Raw genomic sequence first — 16,357 nt, forward strand, 5'->3', positions numbered from 1 at the left:
TCAGCTCCTTTACGTGTACTATTATACCTAGTACACTTCGAAAAACAAGTGCAACTTTTATTTTATTAACAATAAAAAAAGTCGTTGCTGAACTCACTTGAGTTTTAGCAACAACTTTTTAGATGTCGATGTATTTGAAATAACGCTTAATTTTTTTGACGAATTAATTTTGGTAGATAAAGGAAAATCACTAAGCCAATCACGAACAGAATACTTAAGGAAGCAGCACCGATAGTTGAGCGGCCGGTGATTTGGGTGACCACGCTGACAATGACCGGGCCTAAAACAGCGGAGAATTTACCAAGGATATTGTAGAAACCGAAAAATTCACTACCGGATTCTTTGGGAATCAGTTTACCAAAGTAAGACCGGCTTAAAGCCTGAATCCCACCTTGACTGGTCCCAATCAGCACAGCTAAGAACCAGAAGTCGGCGGTGGTGTTCAGCTTCAAGGCATAGAGACAAATAAACAAATAAATAATGATCCCAGTTAAAATTCCCACTCGCGTTGAGGTTTTATTGGCTAGCCAACTATAGAGTAATGAGAACGGAAAGGCAATTAGCTGAACAACTAGGAGAACAATCATCAAAGTAGTGGTGGTAATGCCAATATCCATCCCAATTGACGTTGCCATGGTAAAGATAGTATCAACACCATCAATGTAGAAGAAGTAAGCAATCAAGAACCAAGCAACCTCTTTATACTGACGAATGTGCTTCAAAGTTTCCCAAACGCGTTTGAAACTATCACGAACGGGATGACGATCTGGTTCGATTGCATAAACTTGTTGGACGTTTTTTAACAGTGGGGCGTAGAAAATGAGCCACCAAACTGCTGCTAAGGCAAAACTCCACCGAGCGACACCGAAGCTTGATAACTGACCAAAGCCCTTGGTCAATTGCAGAATCAAGAACAGAATGAACGCCATAACGCCGCCGAGATAGCCGAAGCCGTAACCATAGGAGGATAAGGCATCCATATCATTATCCGGCGCGACATCGGTCAAGAAACTATCGTAGAAAAGGTTGGCCGCCGAGTAGCCGATAATCGACAGAATATAAACGGCTAATAACCAGCGCCATTGGGAAGTAGGAATAAAACTTAAGCCTAATGTCGTGATAATACCGACCCAAGTAAAGAAGTTGAGCATCTTTTTCTTGAAGCCGCGATAATCAGCTAAGGCGCCTAAGACTGGTGCTAATAGTGAGACAATCAAAGTGCCGAAACTATTAGCATAGCCCCAATAAGCCGTTGAGTTAGCCGCACTGACACCGCTGCTTTGTGCCACTGCCTTGAAATAGACTGGTAAAACGGCGGTTGTAATAATAATGCCGTAACCAGAGTTGGCCCAATCATAGAAAATCCAACTCCATTGTTGTTTATTAAATTTATTCTTCATACGTCCTCCTACTTGAAAATCTCGTGTAAAGCATGACCAGGTAATGGTTCAGGAAATTCGAGACCAAGTAGCTGGGCGAAAGTTGGGGCTTCATCGACTAAATTAGCTCGATTGATTTCAACGCCTGGCTTAACAGCAGGGCCATTGAAGAGAATCGTTGTTTGGTAATCAGGTTTATCAGGATCATAGCCGTGAACGCCGTGGTAACGGTCAGGTGTACCTAGACTGGCGGGATCAACAGTTTCAACGATTGCGGGACGATCACTTTCGTCAGTGAAATAGTAGCCTTCTTTGGCTTCAACCATCAGCGTACATTCAGGATCAGCGCCACGTTGATTAGCTGCTTTGCGACTATAAATCTTTTCCACGCCTTCAACTTGACTGATAGCCTGACGTAACTCAGCCAATTTTGTAAAGTTTTTAGTGTAAATATAAGTGCTACCGTCACAAGTTTTGGCCATGACCGACCATTCTTTGAAGGTCTGATCAGCTGCTGGTGTCAGCCAACCTTTCTGCGCAAACAATGTGTTCAGATGAATCATCTTATCGACATTGATTTGATAATGATCGCCCAGAATAACGAAATTCGTGTCCTCATAAAAACCACCATCTTTAGTCGCTTGAATTAATTCGGCCACTTGTTGGTCTAAAGTGCGTAGGGCCGTCATTGCTTCCGCCGAACGAACGCCATAACGGTGACGCATGCTGTCCATGGCAACTAAATGAATCATTGTTAAGTTTGGCCGCTTATTCTTAAGCGTATCAACAGCGCACGCCGTGATGAACGCATCTAATTGTGGTTGATGAATGCCATCGCGTAACTTACCAAACTTGTGATTCAACTCAAGAATAAATAGTGGCGAACTGGCTTTTAATGACACCAAAACTTGGTTAGTCCAAATCCGGTTAGGAAAAATCTCGGCCAGATTATAATTGATCTTGCTACCAGCAGTGACCGGCCACAAAAAAGCGGCTGTTTTCAGTCCTTTTTGACGGGCTAAGTCGTAAAGTGTTGGCACCTTCACGTCTTTTTGATACCAATACCAATCTGGCGAACGCCGCTCTGGCTGAATCTTGGTGTTATTGACGATACCGTGCACGCTTGGGTACTGGCCAGTAATAATCGTCGTGTGAGAAGGATAAGTCAGCGTCGGATAAATACCGGTGACCGATTTAGCCCAAGCCCCAGTTTGCATCAGTTTTTTTAAGGTCGGTAATTCATCTTGATGTTCGCGCAAATCACGAAAGCCTAGGGAATCCAATGAAATGATGACCATATGTTGATTTGTCATACTGAAAACTTCCTTTTATCAGGTGATAAATAATTTATTAAGATTACTTAAATTATACGCCACTTGTGGGGGAGATGTAATGACCAGTTGGTGTCATCGTGCTTTGAATCGGGTGAAACGGCAAATTTTAGTAAGTAGGATTTAGAGTTTGGTCGACTAGATTATTTTGAAATTATGATAATTTGGTGACTGGTGTCATTAACAGAATTTACCCAACAAAGACAGCAAATTATTTCTGAATGACGGAAAAATAAACGAAAGTCTTATTAAAGCATAAAAATACCAAGTAATTATCTTGGCAATAAGCTTTTCATTATGGTAGTTTAGCTAGTATAATAAAGTGAACGAGTATAAAGAGACTATCACTAATTATGAGATAAGTTCGTTATGGAAATAGTATTTAGCGAGCTGTTAAATGATTTTGAATCTGGGATTTATGACAATTAATGAATGATTATTGGGGCAATAACTTTTGAGCAATCTTGATGTGGGTCAAGATTTACTGAATAGCAATTACTAGATTTTCGCTTAACTATCAAATTTCAAATTTATCAGTGCTCAGTCATCTTGCAATTCGCTTGCTGGTATGACTGTTTTTTTGTGTGAAAAAACAGGCTTTGTTGTTTGCAAAGTAGTTTTTGGAGAATTAGTTAGCTTTTGAGATTTTCCAGCTATTAGTGAACGAATTTGTTTCACGGCTATTTAGCCTGAAATCGTAATGAAGTAATTACGAGATATATAATTGGGGGTTTTATGATGAAACAGGCATTGAAGATTAAGGTATTAGCTGCGAGCCTATTATTATTGGCCGCGATTGGTATGAGTGCCAATGCTAATAACGCGACTGTGTTCGCAGACACAGATTCGACAATAGTTGATAATACGACTGAGCGAAGTATTACGATTCATAAGTCTGCAGGAACAGCTGCTCAAGCAACTGGCAAAAGAGCTAAGGATGATGTTGCTACTGGGACAACTGCTGACGCACCTACAGATAATTCTACACCGCTAGCCAATGTCCCCTTTAAAATTCAAAAAATAGCGCCACTGGCAAATAAAAGCGATGCAAGTATTGTAGCAACTGATTCAAGTACTTATACAGTTAGTAAAGAATTCACTGGTGTAACCGGTACGGAATTCGATGCTACAACTGGCGTAAAAAACAGTCAATATGGTATTTATAAACAAGTGTTAGGTAATGATAGTAGCGTAGATGGTCTATATTTGGTTACTGAATTAGCATCTCCATCAATTACGACACGAACATCAGCATTTATCGTGAAGGTACCGCAACCTAAAGATAATGTGAATGAAAGCACTGATGGTTCAGTGACTTATGATGTTAATGTATATCCTAAAAACGAAATTGTCAGTACTGAGTTGAATCCCACGATTGCCTTTCCGGGTCAGGATGGTGGCGCTGATAGCCAATCAGCATCAGGCATGTCTCAAACTCAGTTTACTTATAAGTACACGATCAATACTCCAAAAGATATTTCTTCTGCTTCAGAATTGAGTTTCGCAAATAAAGATATATCTACTCATTTCTTTAATTCTTATTTGAATAATTTGGATATAACCCAGGCTCGAGATGTGACAGTTAGTGGCGAAGATGCTACGGGCAGTCAAGTTAAGAAATTAGTTTACTCAACCGATTTTGAAGTTAATCAATCAGGACAAATAAAAGTTTCATTAACTAAGGCCGGAATGGCGAAAGTTGCTACCTCTGAAAAAATTATTGTAACAGTTCCTGTTACTGCGAGATCATTTGCCGCTACAGACAATACACCTGCTACAACCCAAGTTCCTAGTAATTATACGGTCACTTACACTGATTCAGTGGGAGTGACCACTACAGGAAGTCCAGCTGAACCAGCTACTATTTATTTTGGTAATTTAAACGCAAAAGTAGTTGATAGCGATGGTGTGGGTATTTCTGGCGCAACATTCAGAGTGGCCACTTCGCTTCAAAATGCCAAATCCGGAAAGTGGGTTAACTTGATGAAACTTGTTGGTACTTATGGCCAGACAGCTCCAGCAACGGTTACTTCAGATGCAGATGGCAATATTTCATTAGATGGCTTACAGGTTGATCCCACTAATAAAACTCAAACCTATTATTTAGTACAAACGATTGCACCAGCTGGTTATGATCGAGATAGCGGCATTCGTGAAGTAACGGCGGCAGCAGATACAGATCTTGACGCTACTTTCGTGGATAGTAAATCATTTTTACCTGACTTTCCTTTATCTGGGTCTAAGATGAATCTTTACATGATGATTGCGGCCGCATTATTAGTTATTATTGCTGGCACATTGATCGTTGTTTACAATAATCGTCGGCGTCATAGTGATCATCATTCAGCTCGTTAATCCCTCGTTTGGTAGTCAAGCACCAAACGGAAAGCGGAGGTGAGCAAATGGTATTTCGGGGTACAAATGATCTAGAACAATATCGAAGAATCATCAGGAATTGGTTACTTGTCAGTTGCCTCTTACTGATTGGCTTGTGTTCTTATCGACCTGCCCAAGTCACCCAAGCGGCGACTGTGAGGATTGATAAGCTAGTGACCATTAAGACCTCGAATCAAACGGCAACACAACAAACAGCGCCATTAGCTGGCGTCCATTATCGGTTACAAGCAGTGATGCCAACTATGCCAACTAATTCGCAACAGCAACCAACCGCGGCTGATTCTAAGTCTTATCAGCCTTTGACTGGTAGTCAGGCATTTGCGATAACGTTAACGACCAATCAAGCTGGTCAGGTCAGTTATCAAAATGATTCATTACCAGCGGGCTACTATTTGCTAAGCGAGCAAGCTTCAGCAATTGTGCCTCAGCCAGCCGCACCAGTTTTGCTTTATTTTGCTGACCATGGCCAAGCGGGCACGGCTAATGATGTGTTCGATTATGTGCCGAAGTCTGGTTTAACAGCGGCAATTGAGCCACACAAGTCGACAATGACGTCTAGCAAGACATCAACCGCAATTGCCAATGTCAATGAGCTAAGACCTAATGCCAAAATCATGCAGTCTGGCGGGCGAGTTTTGCCGAGCTGGTTGATTTTCGTCATTAGTGGCGGCTTTCTATTAGCCATTCAGAGCTTAATTTTTAAATTAAAACGACAGAAAAATTCTTGATAAATAAACAACGTGTGACAAAAGGCAATTTAGCCGGTGCGCATTAAGATAAAATAACGAACAATTCGTTAGAATTGCTCGTTATTTTGTCGTTAAGCAGAGCTGGTTGCTTTTTGAGAACACGTTTCAACAGCGAAAACTCATTTTATTTTGAGTAAGAGGACTGAGATCACAGCCTCTTTCATTTAATTTGTCACTTGGATTAGGAGGGCGTGTTCTAATGAAATCGGAAAATTCAACTCAGCAAAAACGCTCACCAATACTATTAGCGGTCAGCCTGGTTCTGTTATTGTTAGCAGCAGGCCTATTGCTCTATCCATATTTACGCACAACTCAGCAAATGACTGCTAATCAAAAGGCAGCGCTTATTGTTGAGAAAAATGCTACCCCAAAAAAGAGCGCTTCTGAAAAACGACGTCAGCAGGCAATTAATCAGTACAACCAACTCGTGGTCCAGCAACAACAGGCCAATCAAATTGGCGGGACCAATGCCAGCCGTGATCGCCTGGCATTAGTCAAAAAATTTCAACCACAACTACATCATCCCTTAGGCTTTGTGACGGTGCCAGCAATTAAAATGAGCAGCATGCCCTTTTATTATGGTGATGATGATTGGGCGTTGACTCATGGCGCAGGGTTGTTACCTTGGACCAGTATTCCTAATGGCCGCCGGGGGACTTTAGCTGAAATTACTGGTCATACCGGCATGAGCCAAGTTTTCTTCGACAATATTCGGTATTTGAAGAAGGGTGATTTGATTTATGTCACCGCATTTGATCAAGAATTTGCCTACAAGGTTACTGGCCGCGTCGTCCTTGATCCTAATCAACCGAGCAGCATTCGTACATCATATGCCCAGAAAAATCAAGATCAGATTGCCTTAATGACTTGTACACCGCGCTTCATCAATAATCGCCGGTTAGTGATTTACGCGCGGCGAACTAAATTGAAACAGGCCAAACATCGGCCAGTTCAAATTCGTTCGCAGTGGACACCTGAGTCGATTATGGCTTTGCTTAGCATCATTCCTTTGTTAGCCATTATTGTCATTCTCTGGTTGTGGTGGCGTAATCGGCGAAAAGACCGTGACCAAGATGAATAATTTTTGCAAATGGCTCATGATACCCTTGTTGCTGACACTAGTGGTGACCGGACTTTATTACTGGAGTTATCAGCGTTTATTAACTGGTCAAGATCAAACACAATACCAATTAACTCAGCAACAAATTAAGCGGAACTTGCAACGAACTGCTTCGGCCAGTTCGAAACAACTTAAGCAGTCACAATTAATTAGCGCTGCCAATACGCAAGATCTGTTGGCAGCACGAACCCAGTTTCAACAATTAGTGGCAACTCAAGGAATTGGTGAGTTAAGCATTCCTACAGTGGCAATTAAGTTACCAATATTTAGTACACCAACTATGGCCACTTTGAGTGCCGGCGTCGCTCGCTATTTCTCGCAACGAGCGCTAGGTGCGAGGGGCAACCAAGTATTGATCGCTCATAATTTCGATGGCGCTAATGTCCTACTCCAACGAATTAATCGTTTGCAGGTGAGAGATCATCTTTATGTGGCCGACCAAGCAAATGTTTATGATTATCAAGTTCAACAAAATCAGGTTGTGGCGCAGACAAAGGTAGCTGTCTTAGCTAATACTAAAGCTGCTAATAAATTGACCTTGATTCGGTGTGAGGGTGGTCCGCAAACGCCTTGGCGTCGGGTTGTTGTCGGGCGTTTAGTCGCACAACACGCGCTTGCCAAGAACGGCGGGCCAGTAGTTATTGGTACTAAAAATGGTCCTAATCAGCCACAAATAGCAGTAACTAGAACTAGCTTCAAAAAATTAACCACCTTTGTTAGCAGTCATGTTTTCAAAGTGTCGTGGTTAATCAGCTTGTTGGGATTGCTATTACTCAGCTGGTGTTGCGGCATTTGGGGTTATTTGCGGACAAACATTAGATAGAAAAGGCCAGTTGAAATTAGGCGGGAATATTTCTAACAATTAGTTGAAGAATAACCGACAACAGAATGAGTAAATTAATAATAAAAACGTTATGACAGTCATCACTTGATTGGTTGAGTGACGAGGTCATAACGTTTATTTTAGTTATTTTAGATTGTTATTAACTTCAGATTTTTCAGGAGTTGCCACGGTTTTCGGTTTGCGAAAGACCCAAATCCGCATCAACACAAAATTAAATGGGATCGTAATGATCAGTGAAATCCAAGGGGCAATTTTCGCAGATAGGCCCCAGACGTTGACCCACAAATGAGGGATGTACATGCTGATCAGCATGGCAATACCGTAAGTAGTGTAATACTTAACCAAAGTCCAAGCTGTGAAATGATCGCTCTTGAAGACGTATTTGAAGTTTAAATAGATGCCTAAAATTGAGGTCAGGAAAAAGCCCAGGCCATTGGCAAATGATGGGCCAATATATTGATAGGTCAAATAGTAGATGATCATGGTCAGAATGGTATTTAGACCACCCACCAAGCCAAATTTTACGAATTGTTGAATCAGTTTATTTTGGAGCAATCGTTTGATAAATGAATTTTCTTTCATCGATGAACACTTACTTTCGTTATTTTAAGAGTTGCAGTGAATTCTTTACAGAATAAGTTAAAGATTTCTGGATTTTCTAGTAGGGAAGTGCCACGTAAAATGATTAATTTGTGGCAAAGCACTTATTTAGCAAGCATAGCATGAAATAAATTGAAATGAAATAAAGAATACCATTTGTCTTGACAGGAAAAAGTGTGTTAGCAATCTTTGAGGTAATAAAATGGTGCTTTCGCAGCCTGAGATAATTTTAGTCTACGTTTGCTGTTATGATGAAGTTAATCACTGACAGTATTCTCTGGGAATAAATTCACTGTTCAACGTTGACGATGAATTTCTGAATAGAAAGAGGTTGTTCCTATGAATCAGATCATATTAACTACACAGGATTTACGAACTGAGCGCAACGAGTATCGCGATATCGTGGAAGAGGCAGTAGTTGAGTTAGATAGTGTTAAAGATTTGTTGACGATTTTAGAAAGATACGTTGAAGACACCACTTCTCGGGTGATTGCTTATCAACAGGGTGAGCCGTCTGCGGAAACTATGTTGGTCTACGGCGAAACGACTGAGGCCCAATTAAAACTGGTTTTGCTCTATACAATTAGTGAGAAGTTAAGAGTCCCCATTGCCCGTTTGGAAAAAATGGTGACGACAATACCATGGACGAACTTGGCGGAAGAAACCGATTGAGGATCTTATAGCGCTCCTCGTTACAGCAGTAAGCAATAAAGTGCAGAATATCGCGCGTTGTTGGGCGATAAGGATTATTAATGAATTAAGATATATAAGCAATAATTTGAAGGTAGTCTCCATTAGGAGGGTACCTTTTTGCTGCCTGATATTTTCATTTTTAAGCACCGCATGCTATTAACCAAAACAAAAAGGCAATCACCATAGGCTTTTGAAGACCTACAATAACCACCTTTTTCACGTCAATGGATCCTGGCGGATTCGAACCGCTGACCTCTTACATGCGAAGCAAGCGCTCTCCCAACTGAGCTAAGGACCCAATACGTGTTTTATTTTACCGCAAATTATTAAGTTTGACTAGTCTTTCTCGTCAGTTGTTGCTGTTGATTCAGATTCAGTGGTCACAGGGGTTACTGTAACCGTAAACCAATTCATAAAGCCGTGTTCGATTTCCGTCAACTTAAAAGTGAATTGGCCAATTTCCTCGGTTTCATTCACTTGGAGATTAGGATAATTCTCCATGAAGAAACCGCCGACAGTAATAATATCGGATTCTTGGAAGTCGGGCAGCTTAGTGTGGAAGTAACGTTCAAAGTCATATAAAGTTGCTTTGCCGCTAACTTTCACCGTGCCGTCATCTTGCTTGATAATATAATCATCAGAGACATCATCGATCTCGTCGTGGACAGCGCCGAATAATTCTTCGTAAATATCCTTATCAGTTACAACACCACTGGTACCACCGTATTCGTCAACAACCACGACAATTGGTGTTTGTTTCTTCAGCATTAATTGCAAAATTTCATCAATTGGCATACTTTCGGGAACCGTGATCAAAGCTCGTAAAATTCGGCTCACGCCTAAATCACCATTGACCTGATTTTGTTGAACGATATCATGGGAGTAAATATAACCGATTAGATTATCCTTGTCGTTGTCGCGAGTGACCGGTAAGCGGCTATATCCTTCCGATAAATAAACGCCTAATGCTTCGTGAACGGTTTGTGAGACGTCAATTACCGTCAATTGGGTCCGGTCGGTCATAATATCCTTGGCCACGCGGTCATTTAGCTCGAAAGCCCGCTCCATATAAAGGAGGTCGTTTTTATCCAAACTCCCACCAGAAACGGCGACTTTTGATAAATTGAGAATTTCTGATTGCGAGAAGACTTCATTTTCTTCGTTAGCCACTTGCATACCTAACATCCGCACGATTCCTGATGCAGATACGTTTAATAACCAAACGAACGGATAGAAGATCTTATGGAACCAGAATAACGGTGTGACCACGGATAATAAAACTTTTAAAGGCATATCAATACTGATATTTTTGGGCACAATTTCAGTAATGACGACTTCCAAATAAGTCAGGAGAATCACACCAACGACGGCTCCCAGAATACTGAGCGAATTACCAGAGGCAAAATGAGCCCAGCCAAAGAAATCAACTAATAATTGTTCAATGGTCGTTTCACCGATCCAACCTAAAATAATCCCAGTTAAACTTGTCCCTACTTGCGTCGTTGATAAATACTCGTTCAAGCTTTGAACCATCTTTAAAGCACGATTAAGCTTACGCTGATTCCCTTTGCCTTGATCAAGTAATTCTTCGATCTGACTGCTACGCGTTTGTACTAGCGCGAATTCCGCCGCCACGAAGAAAGTCGCCGCAATGAACGTAATTACAATGATTAATAAATTTGTCGATATGGTATTTGCACTCACAGAATAAAGCCCCATTATTTATAATAATTACTGACCAATTGTCAGTGATAACGCCTATGTTTCAAGCTCATAGTCATTAGTCCTTACTTATTTTAACATGTTTTAGGGGAATGGTTCAGTTTAATCATAGGATGCCGACCGGGAAGCGGTTCATGTTAGCCTGGTTTCAATTTAGTCAGGCGCGCTGATGGCACTAATGACAATATTTTAGTTTTTGCCGGCGGTTGTTTTGTGACGAGTCGCCTTAATTCGACAAATCTTGACAGGCTAACGGTTGCACGGCGTTATAACGGACGCTATAATGAAATTAGTTAAAATTACAGGGGTGAAACAATTGGCAACCGAAACAAACCAACAATATATGCCAGCCGATTTGGCAAAACTGCTTCATATCAGTGTGCCGACTTTACGGAAATACTCACTACTCGTTGAGAAAGTCACGAGTAACACGAACTACTTTACGCGTAATCAACAGAATGTGCGTTCATACTCTGAGAAGAATCTCGCTGATCTACAAAAATTAGTTGAACTGAGTAAGCAACGAGATATGACTTTACAGTCAGCAGCACAACAAATTTTTGCCACTGGCAGTCAACAGCAAATTATTACTTCAGCTGATCAACTGAATAACCGCAATGACCAAACGCAATTATGGGAACTTTGTCAGCGATTGAAGGGTGAAGTTTTAACAACGCGGCAACGAATGATCAAACTTGAAGAGCGCATTGCTAAATTAGAGGCGCAACAAACCTTAACGACTGCGCAAACTCAGGCAACGACTAGCCCTGTTGATGACGTCTTAGCGGCTAATCCAACTGATGCGGCCGCTGATGCAGCATTAATTGAGCGGACCGTCGCCAAAAATGCAGCCGTTACTGAAGAAGCAATGGCCGCAGCCGACCAAGACCAAGCTGCTGATCAAACAGCAACCACTGATCCTGAGGCTGAAGCAGAGGATGAAGCGGCAACTAACAGTGGCCTGAAATTTACTGAGCCTCTGCCTAGTGATGACCCCAATGCCGCCGAAAGTGCCACCCATCATTTGGTTTTTGGCGATGAGAAAGATCAGGATCACCAGGTTCAAGTTTATGATCATCCTCATGGTTTAGCCGAGATGCAGTTACCCGATGATAATAAAACGAAGAAGCAATCTTGGTGGCATCGGGTCACCGGTAAATAATTACTGTCATGACGACCACTAACGCTACCCAAATAGCCGTTGCACTGATGGCGACTAACTTGCCTGAGCTCCAACAACAATTACGACAATTAGCACAACTGCAATTGCAGCACGCCTTGCTCGTTGAATGGCGTTTAGATTATTGGCAAAATTGGGCCGATTTGCCGGCAGGTTATCAAGTTATCTGTCAGCAAGTTCGGCCCGGCCAATTAATTATGACACTGCGCACCAAAGCAGCTGGTGGTGAGCTGACGTTGACTGATCAAGCATATCAACAGCGTATTTTACAGTGGCTGCCGCAATTACCGGCGGCTTATTGGGATATTCAATGGTCAGCGACGGCGCAGCCTTTTTATCAGCAATTACGTGAAATTGCCGGGGCTCAGCAGCGGTTTATTTGGAGTCACCATAGTTTAACAGTAAAATCTTATTTGCAAATGCTAACCATTTTACGTAAAATGGCGACAACTGCCAGTGCAGTTGATTATTTGAAACTGGCAGTTGTTAGTCAAAGCAGTGCCGATACCTTAGCGTTATTAACGGCGACTTGGCAGGCACATCATGAATTTCCCCAACCATTAATTACGATGGCCATGGGACATGAAGGCCAAATTTCACGTATTTTAGGACCGTTGTTTGGTTCGCAGGTGAGTTTTGGTGCTTTGACAACGACCGGCTCAGCGCCGGGGCAGTTGCCTCTTAGCCAATTGGATCAAATTCTCCTTGATTAGTTCTGTTTCGCCAGAAAGGACCATTATGAAACAATTCAGAAAATTTCTGTTAGTATTATTACCTTTGTTTTTCCTATTAGCCGCTTGCCAAAGTCAGCCGGCAACTAAAACCAGCAGCCAGTCAACGACTAGTAGTAAAAAAGCCACCACTTCCACTAAGAAAAAAGTACGCAACAAAGTTAAATTGACGGCTGTCCCATTAATTGGCACCTGGAAAACCAGTGACGGCATCCAGTTTACGTTTAATCCTGATGGCAAATGGGTTTATGAGACCAGCAATGGTGCCAAAACTGATGGGACTTTCCAAGTGGCCGGTGGCTATGGCCGTGATGTTTTATTGAAGCTACACGGCTTGGACCAAGGTATCGGTGGGATTGGTAACTATTTAGGCGTGCGGTTTGACACCACTCACAAGAAGTTGAATATTGTTGGTTTCGGACATTTCACGCTAGCTGGTGAGGCCAGTCATATTACGACTGATTTGTTGATGACCAAGGCTTTCTCAGGTACTCCGAACACGTTGCGTGAAGAATTAGTCGGTACTTGGATGAATACTGATGAGAATGCGACGGATGCCATTACGACTAACTATAATCCCGATGGCACTTATGAACGTTACAGTAGTGCTAACAAAGAGGTTGAAGAAGGCCGGTTTGCCGTTGTGAACAATCACAGCGATACCAAGAAGCTGGAAATCAAGCTATCACCATCCAATAGCAAGGCTTACACTTTGAACTTTACTCGCGATAACGGTATTAGCCAGTTAACCAGTTCCAGCAAGGGCGTCGCCACAACCTACGTTAAAAATCAAATGCCTGAGTAATTCCGCTCAATCAAAAAATTACCATTAGTCAGGAAATTTGTTAGCTGACACGGCCAGAATGACGGGTGCATTACTGGTGTCACTGTTGAAATTCACTGACTAAGCGAACAACCAAGTTTGAAATTAAAGTGGCTTAATTCAAAAAAACCCAATCGATAATCTTGCTAGTTTAACTAGCAATTGTCGCTTGGGCTTTTTTGATACTTTCAATTGTCACGGAAGCTGAAAGCAAAAATGCAGCTAATTTCGATATTAAGAATGTTCTCAATTAAGGGCAGTTAATTTAGTTAGGGCTTGTTGATATTCTTGAACAATTTCAGGATTCTCAGCGTCTTCTTTGGTCAAGGCTTGTTTTATAAAATCAATTAAATCAGGATTGGCTTGCAGCGCTAATTCGCCTACCGCCCAAGCAGCAGTAGCCCGAATCACAGGCCGGGGATCGTGATCAATAACTGCCAATAAATTTGGTACGGCACTGTGGTCATGGAGATTTACTAAAGCAATAATCGCATTGCGTTGTAACGGCTTTTTACCGCGCCAAGAACCAGCCATGGGACCAAACTTCACTTTAAAATCGTGATTGTTCATAGTCAGTAGCGGCACTAATTCCGGCATGACCGCTTCAGGATCAGGTTCCATATCTTCATGAAAGTGAAAATCTTTTCCTTTATTAAAAGGACAAACGATTTGACAAATATCGCAGCCGTAAATCACATTGCGAATCATTGGCCGAAATTCAGCCGGCATGATCCCCTTGGTTTGCGTTTGATAAGAAAGACAACGTTGGCCGTTTAAACGGCCGTCACCAAGCAATGCCTGTGGTGGACAAGCTTCGACACAACGTCGACAAGTCCCACATTGACTGGCCATTGGTTGATCCGGCGTGAAGGCTAAATTTGTAATGATTTCGCCTAAATAAACATAAGAACCAAATTCTGGCGTAATCAGCAGGCCATTTAGCCCAATAAAGCCTAAACCAGCACGCTGCGCCACTGCAACATCAATTAACTCACCAGTATCCACCATCGGTTTAAAATCAATTGTGGTGTCGTTATTGGCCAAATCTTTGATGCGAGCAATTAAAGCGGTCATTTTTTCACGCAAAATGTTGTGATAGTCCTCGCCCCACGAAGCCCGGGCAAACTGTCCGCGACGATATTCGGTTCGTGGTGGTCGCTGCTTCATTCGTGTTGGATAGGCTAAAGCAATGGCAATAATTGATTGCGGCTGATCAAAAATCAAATCTGGATTTAAACGTTCATCTAAGTTTTGATGTTCAAAGCCAGTGGTATGCCCGGCTGCTTTCTGAGCGACTAAGCTGGGCCGCAAGTGTTCAAAGTCAGCGGCAGTGGTGAACCCAATTTTATCAATGCCGATTTCTTTGCTGGCAGCAATGATTGCCTGCTTAAGTTGATCATTAGCCATTTAATGGTGCTCCTTTCGAGCGAGTTCAGGAATTCGTCGCTGTAATAATGGTTGCAAATAACGATCCATGAAATAATAACTGATGCCTGTGGCTAAACAGTAGGCGGCATCAAAAGGTAATCCTTGTAAATAATAAACCAAGAAATTTGGTAGGTGGTAAAAAGGCACATTGAGCAGGGCGTTCCAGAAACCAAAACTAAACGCTAAAATTGCGGCTACGATGGTTTGACTCCAGCGCCAGCGCTTTAAGGAAGTTTTACCTAGTAATTCCCAAAGCAGGAAAATAATCAAATAGGCCGCAATTTGGAAAAGTGTCCAAGGACCAACGCCACCAGTCCGAAGATTAGACGCGAGTACGGTAATGAGCATTGTTAGACTTCCAACGGTCCAGCCAGCAAAGGTTAGAATTAATAGAAAAAATGCGAGAATCATGGAAAAGTTTGGTAAGGCAATCGTTAAGTAGTTGAGACCAACGCCTAACGCGCCCATTAATGCCGTAAACGTGAGCAACCGAACTGCTTGTGTTTTCATTTTGAGCTAACCTCATGATTGTTTATTCTTTGAATGATGCAAAATTAAATTTGCTGCAACTTTTTAGCTGCTTACCTTGAAAAGTATACACTACTTTGTTATGATAGCTGTAGTGAGTTTTAGCTAGAAATAAATAAAAAGTGATGTTCACAGTTTCGTCACAAAATCTTCACAATTTCTTCACATTTTAAAATGACATCTTAAGTCAGTGCTGCGGCCGATCGCAGCGCTGTTTTTTATGGTTAAATAAAATTGGTTTTTCTAAATAGACATGATCAATTTGAAACTGAATTAATTTTGGGCTAAATAGCTGACAACTCCGTTGCGGCCGGCGGGTTGTGGAACGCTGCCGGGATTGATTTGAGCTTATTGCTAACGCAACAATCTCAAATACAACCCTTATCCTAAGCGCTAAAGCGCCAAGGATAATTTGGCGGCTGACAACCCGGCGGCCTCCACTGCGTTTTGAGCCAGGCTGGTCCACTTTAGATTTAATAGATATTAAGGCAGCACTGCAAAGTTAGATGGTAATCGCTCGGCAACCACCTGATTAAAACTAAGAGAACTGATTACCACTATTAAAAAAGCAGATCGTTATAAACTAATGAGCCTGTTTGACAGTCTTGTCTGGATGAAACCAGAGGAATGTCAAACAGGCTCTTTTAATATCACTATTCAAGTATGAGAACAATTCAAATCAAGTTGCTTAATCTCACTAAAATTGCCTCAAGTACTAACAAAGTTAAAATGCACACCTAAACTCCAGACGGAAGGGAGGGCGTGGTTGTCAGCCGCCAAATTTGTCTTATTGCTTTAGCAATTAGACAAAGGCTCGTATTTGAAACAATTG

Annotated in this window: 14 protein-coding genes and 1 tRNA gene; 8 read left to right on the forward strand and 7 right to left on the reverse strand. The window is 41.9% G+C overall.

The features are described 5' to 3' along the window. Positions 1 to 146: 146 nt before the first annotated feature. Positions 147 to 1,400, reverse strand: a complete 1,254-nt coding sequence (locus EKM82_RS05205) for an MFS transporter (RefSeq protein ID WP_125767250.1) — start codon at positions 1,398 to 1,400, stop codon at positions 147 to 149. Positions 1,401 to 1,408: 8 nt separating this feature from the next. After that, a complete protein-coding gene (locus EKM82_RS05210; RefSeq protein WP_125767251.1) occupies positions 1,409 to 2,692 on the reverse strand; it encodes an alkaline phosphatase family protein in 1,284 nt (427 codons plus the stop codon). Between the two features lie 756 nt (positions 2,693 to 3,448). Between EKM82_RS05210 and EKM82_RS05215 the strand changes: the two genes are divergently transcribed. The 4 genes from EKM82_RS05215 to EKM82_RS05230 all read left to right on the forward strand — a co-directional run bounded on the left by EKM82_RS05215 (position 3,449) and on the right by EKM82_RS05230 (position 7,799). After that, positions 3,449 to 5,065 (forward strand): SpaH/EbpB family LPXTG-anchored major pilin, encoded by a 1,617-nt coding sequence (locus EKM82_RS05215; protein WP_125767252.1) that lies wholly within the window; start codon positions 3,449 to 3,451, stop codon positions 5,063 to 5,065. 47 nt (positions 5,066 to 5,112) lie between these two features. Continuing rightward, a complete protein-coding gene (locus tag EKM82_RS05220) occupies positions 5,113 to 5,835 on the forward strand; it encodes a hypothetical protein (RefSeq protein WP_125767253.1) in 723 nt (240 codons plus the stop codon). Between the two features lie 220 nt (positions 5,836 to 6,055). Then, the gene (locus tag EKM82_RS05225; protein ID WP_125767254.1) at positions 6,056 to 6,937 is read left to right on the forward strand and encodes a class C sortase; all 882 of its coding nucleotides are present in this window, start codon (positions 6,056 to 6,058) and stop codon (positions 6,935 to 6,937) included. Between the two features lie 16 nt (positions 6,938 to 6,953). Continuing rightward, entirely contained in the window at positions 6,954 to 7,799 is an 846-nt protein-coding gene (locus EKM82_RS05230) for a class A sortase (RefSeq protein WP_164508122.1), read from the forward strand. A gap of 144 nt (positions 7,800 to 7,943) precedes the next feature. Here the strand turns inward: EKM82_RS05230 and EKM82_RS05235 are convergent, their stop codons facing one another. Next, complete coding sequence (locus tag EKM82_RS05235) at positions 7,944 to 8,402, reverse strand: GtrA family protein (RefSeq protein ID WP_125767256.1); 459 nt, start codon at positions 8,400 to 8,402, stop codon at positions 7,944 to 7,946. 357 nt (positions 8,403 to 8,759) lie between these two features. Between EKM82_RS05235 and EKM82_RS05240 the strand changes: the two genes are divergently transcribed. Then, positions 8,760 to 9,092, forward strand: coding sequence for a hypothetical protein (locus EKM82_RS05240; protein WP_125767257.1), 333 nt, complete (start codon positions 8,760 to 8,762; stop codon positions 9,090 to 9,092). A gap of 246 nt (positions 9,093 to 9,338) precedes the next feature. On the opposite strand, the gene EKM82_RS05245 is transcribed toward EKM82_RS05240, so the two are convergent. Continuing rightward, positions 9,339 to 9,411 (reverse strand) — tRNA-Ala (locus tag EKM82_RS05245). 38 nt (positions 9,412 to 9,449) lie between these two features. Then, complete coding sequence (locus EKM82_RS05250; protein ID WP_125767258.1) at positions 9,450 to 10,817, reverse strand: hemolysin family protein; 1,368 nt, start codon at positions 10,815 to 10,817, stop codon at positions 9,450 to 9,452. Positions 10,818 to 11,151: 334 nt separating this feature from the next. Here EKM82_RS05250 and EKM82_RS05255 point away from each other — a divergent pair, with 334 nt between their 5' ends. From EKM82_RS05255 to EKM82_RS05265, 3 genes are read left to right on the forward strand one after another with little or no spacing between them, the layout of a single operon-like run. After that, positions 11,152 to 11,997: a MerR family transcriptional regulator gene (locus EKM82_RS05255; RefSeq protein WP_125767259.1), complete on the forward strand. Its 846-nt coding sequence runs from the start codon at positions 11,152 to 11,154 to the stop codon at positions 11,995 to 11,997. A gap of 47 nt (positions 11,998 to 12,044) precedes the next feature. Continuing rightward, complete coding sequence (locus EKM82_RS05260; RefSeq protein WP_164508123.1) at positions 12,045 to 12,728, forward strand: type I 3-dehydroquinate dehydratase; 684 nt, start codon at positions 12,045 to 12,047, stop codon at positions 12,726 to 12,728. Positions 12,729 to 12,753: 25 nt separating this feature from the next. After that, positions 12,754 to 13,551: a lectin-like domain-containing protein gene (locus EKM82_RS05265; protein WP_125767261.1), complete on the forward strand. Its 798-nt coding sequence runs from the start codon at positions 12,754 to 12,756 to the stop codon at positions 13,549 to 13,551. Positions 13,552 to 13,815: 264 nt separating this feature from the next. Here EKM82_RS05265 and queG read toward each other — a convergent pair whose 3' ends face one another. After that, a complete protein-coding gene (gene queG / locus EKM82_RS05270; protein WP_125767262.1) occupies positions 13,816 to 14,976 on the reverse strand; it encodes a tRNA epoxyqueuosine(34) reductase QueG in 1,161 nt (386 codons plus the stop codon). Further along, positions 14,977 to 15,507 carry a hypothetical protein gene (locus tag EKM82_RS05275; protein ID WP_125767263.1) on the reverse strand — a complete coding sequence of 177 codons (531 nt, stop codon included), beginning with the start codon at positions 15,505 to 15,507 and terminating at the stop codon, positions 14,977 to 14,979. It abuts the gene before it with no gap. Positions 15,508 to 16,357 lie beyond the last annotated feature (850 nt).

The sequence above is a fragment of the Lapidilactobacillus wuchangensis genome (genome assembly GCF_003946645.1).
Lineage (GTDB): Bacteria > Bacillota > Bacilli > Lactobacillales > Lactobacillaceae > Lapidilactobacillus > Lapidilactobacillus wuchangensis.

Coding starts and splice junctions, on each gene's coding strand:
- EKM82_RS05235 (WP_125767256.1), bottom strand. CDS start 8,402: ATGAAAGAAAATTCATTTATCAAACGATTGCTCCAAAATAAACTGATT.
- EKM82_RS05205 (WP_125767250.1), bottom strand. CDS start 1,400: ATGAAGAATAAATTTAATAAACAACAATGGAGTTGGATTTTCTATGAT.
- EKM82_RS05275 (WP_125767263.1), bottom strand. CDS start 15,507: ATGAAAACACAAGCAGTTCGGTTGCTCACGTTTACGGCATTAATGGGC.
- EKM82_RS05210 (WP_125767251.1), bottom strand. CDS start 2,692: ATGACAAATCAACATATGGTCATCATTTCATTGGATTCCCTAGGCTTT.
- EKM82_RS05220 (WP_125767253.1), top strand. CDS start 5,113: ATGGTATTTCGGGGTACAAATGATCTAGAACAATATCGAAGAATCATC.
- EKM82_RS05225 (WP_125767254.1), top strand. CDS start 6,056: ATGAAATCGGAAAATTCAACTCAGCAAAAACGCTCACCAATACTATTA.
- EKM82_RS05265 (WP_125767261.1), top strand. CDS start 12,754: ATGAAACAATTCAGAAAATTTCTGTTAGTATTATTACCTTTGTTTTTC.
- queG (WP_125767262.1), bottom strand. CDS start 14,976: ATGGCTAATGATCAACTTAAGCAGGCAATCATTGCTGCCAGCAAAGAA.
- EKM82_RS05215 (WP_125767252.1), top strand. CDS start 3,449: ATGAAACAGGCATTGAAGATTAAGGTATTAGCTGCGAGCCTATTATTA.
- EKM82_RS05240 (WP_125767257.1), top strand. CDS start 8,760: ATGAATCAGATCATATTAACTACACAGGATTTACGAACTGAGCGCAAC.
- EKM82_RS05230 (WP_164508122.1), top strand. CDS start 6,954: ATGATACCCTTGTTGCTGACACTAGTGGTGACCGGACTTTATTACTGG.
- EKM82_RS05260 (WP_164508123.1), top strand. CDS start 12,045: ATGGCGACTAACTTGCCTGAGCTCCAACAACAATTACGACAATTAGCA.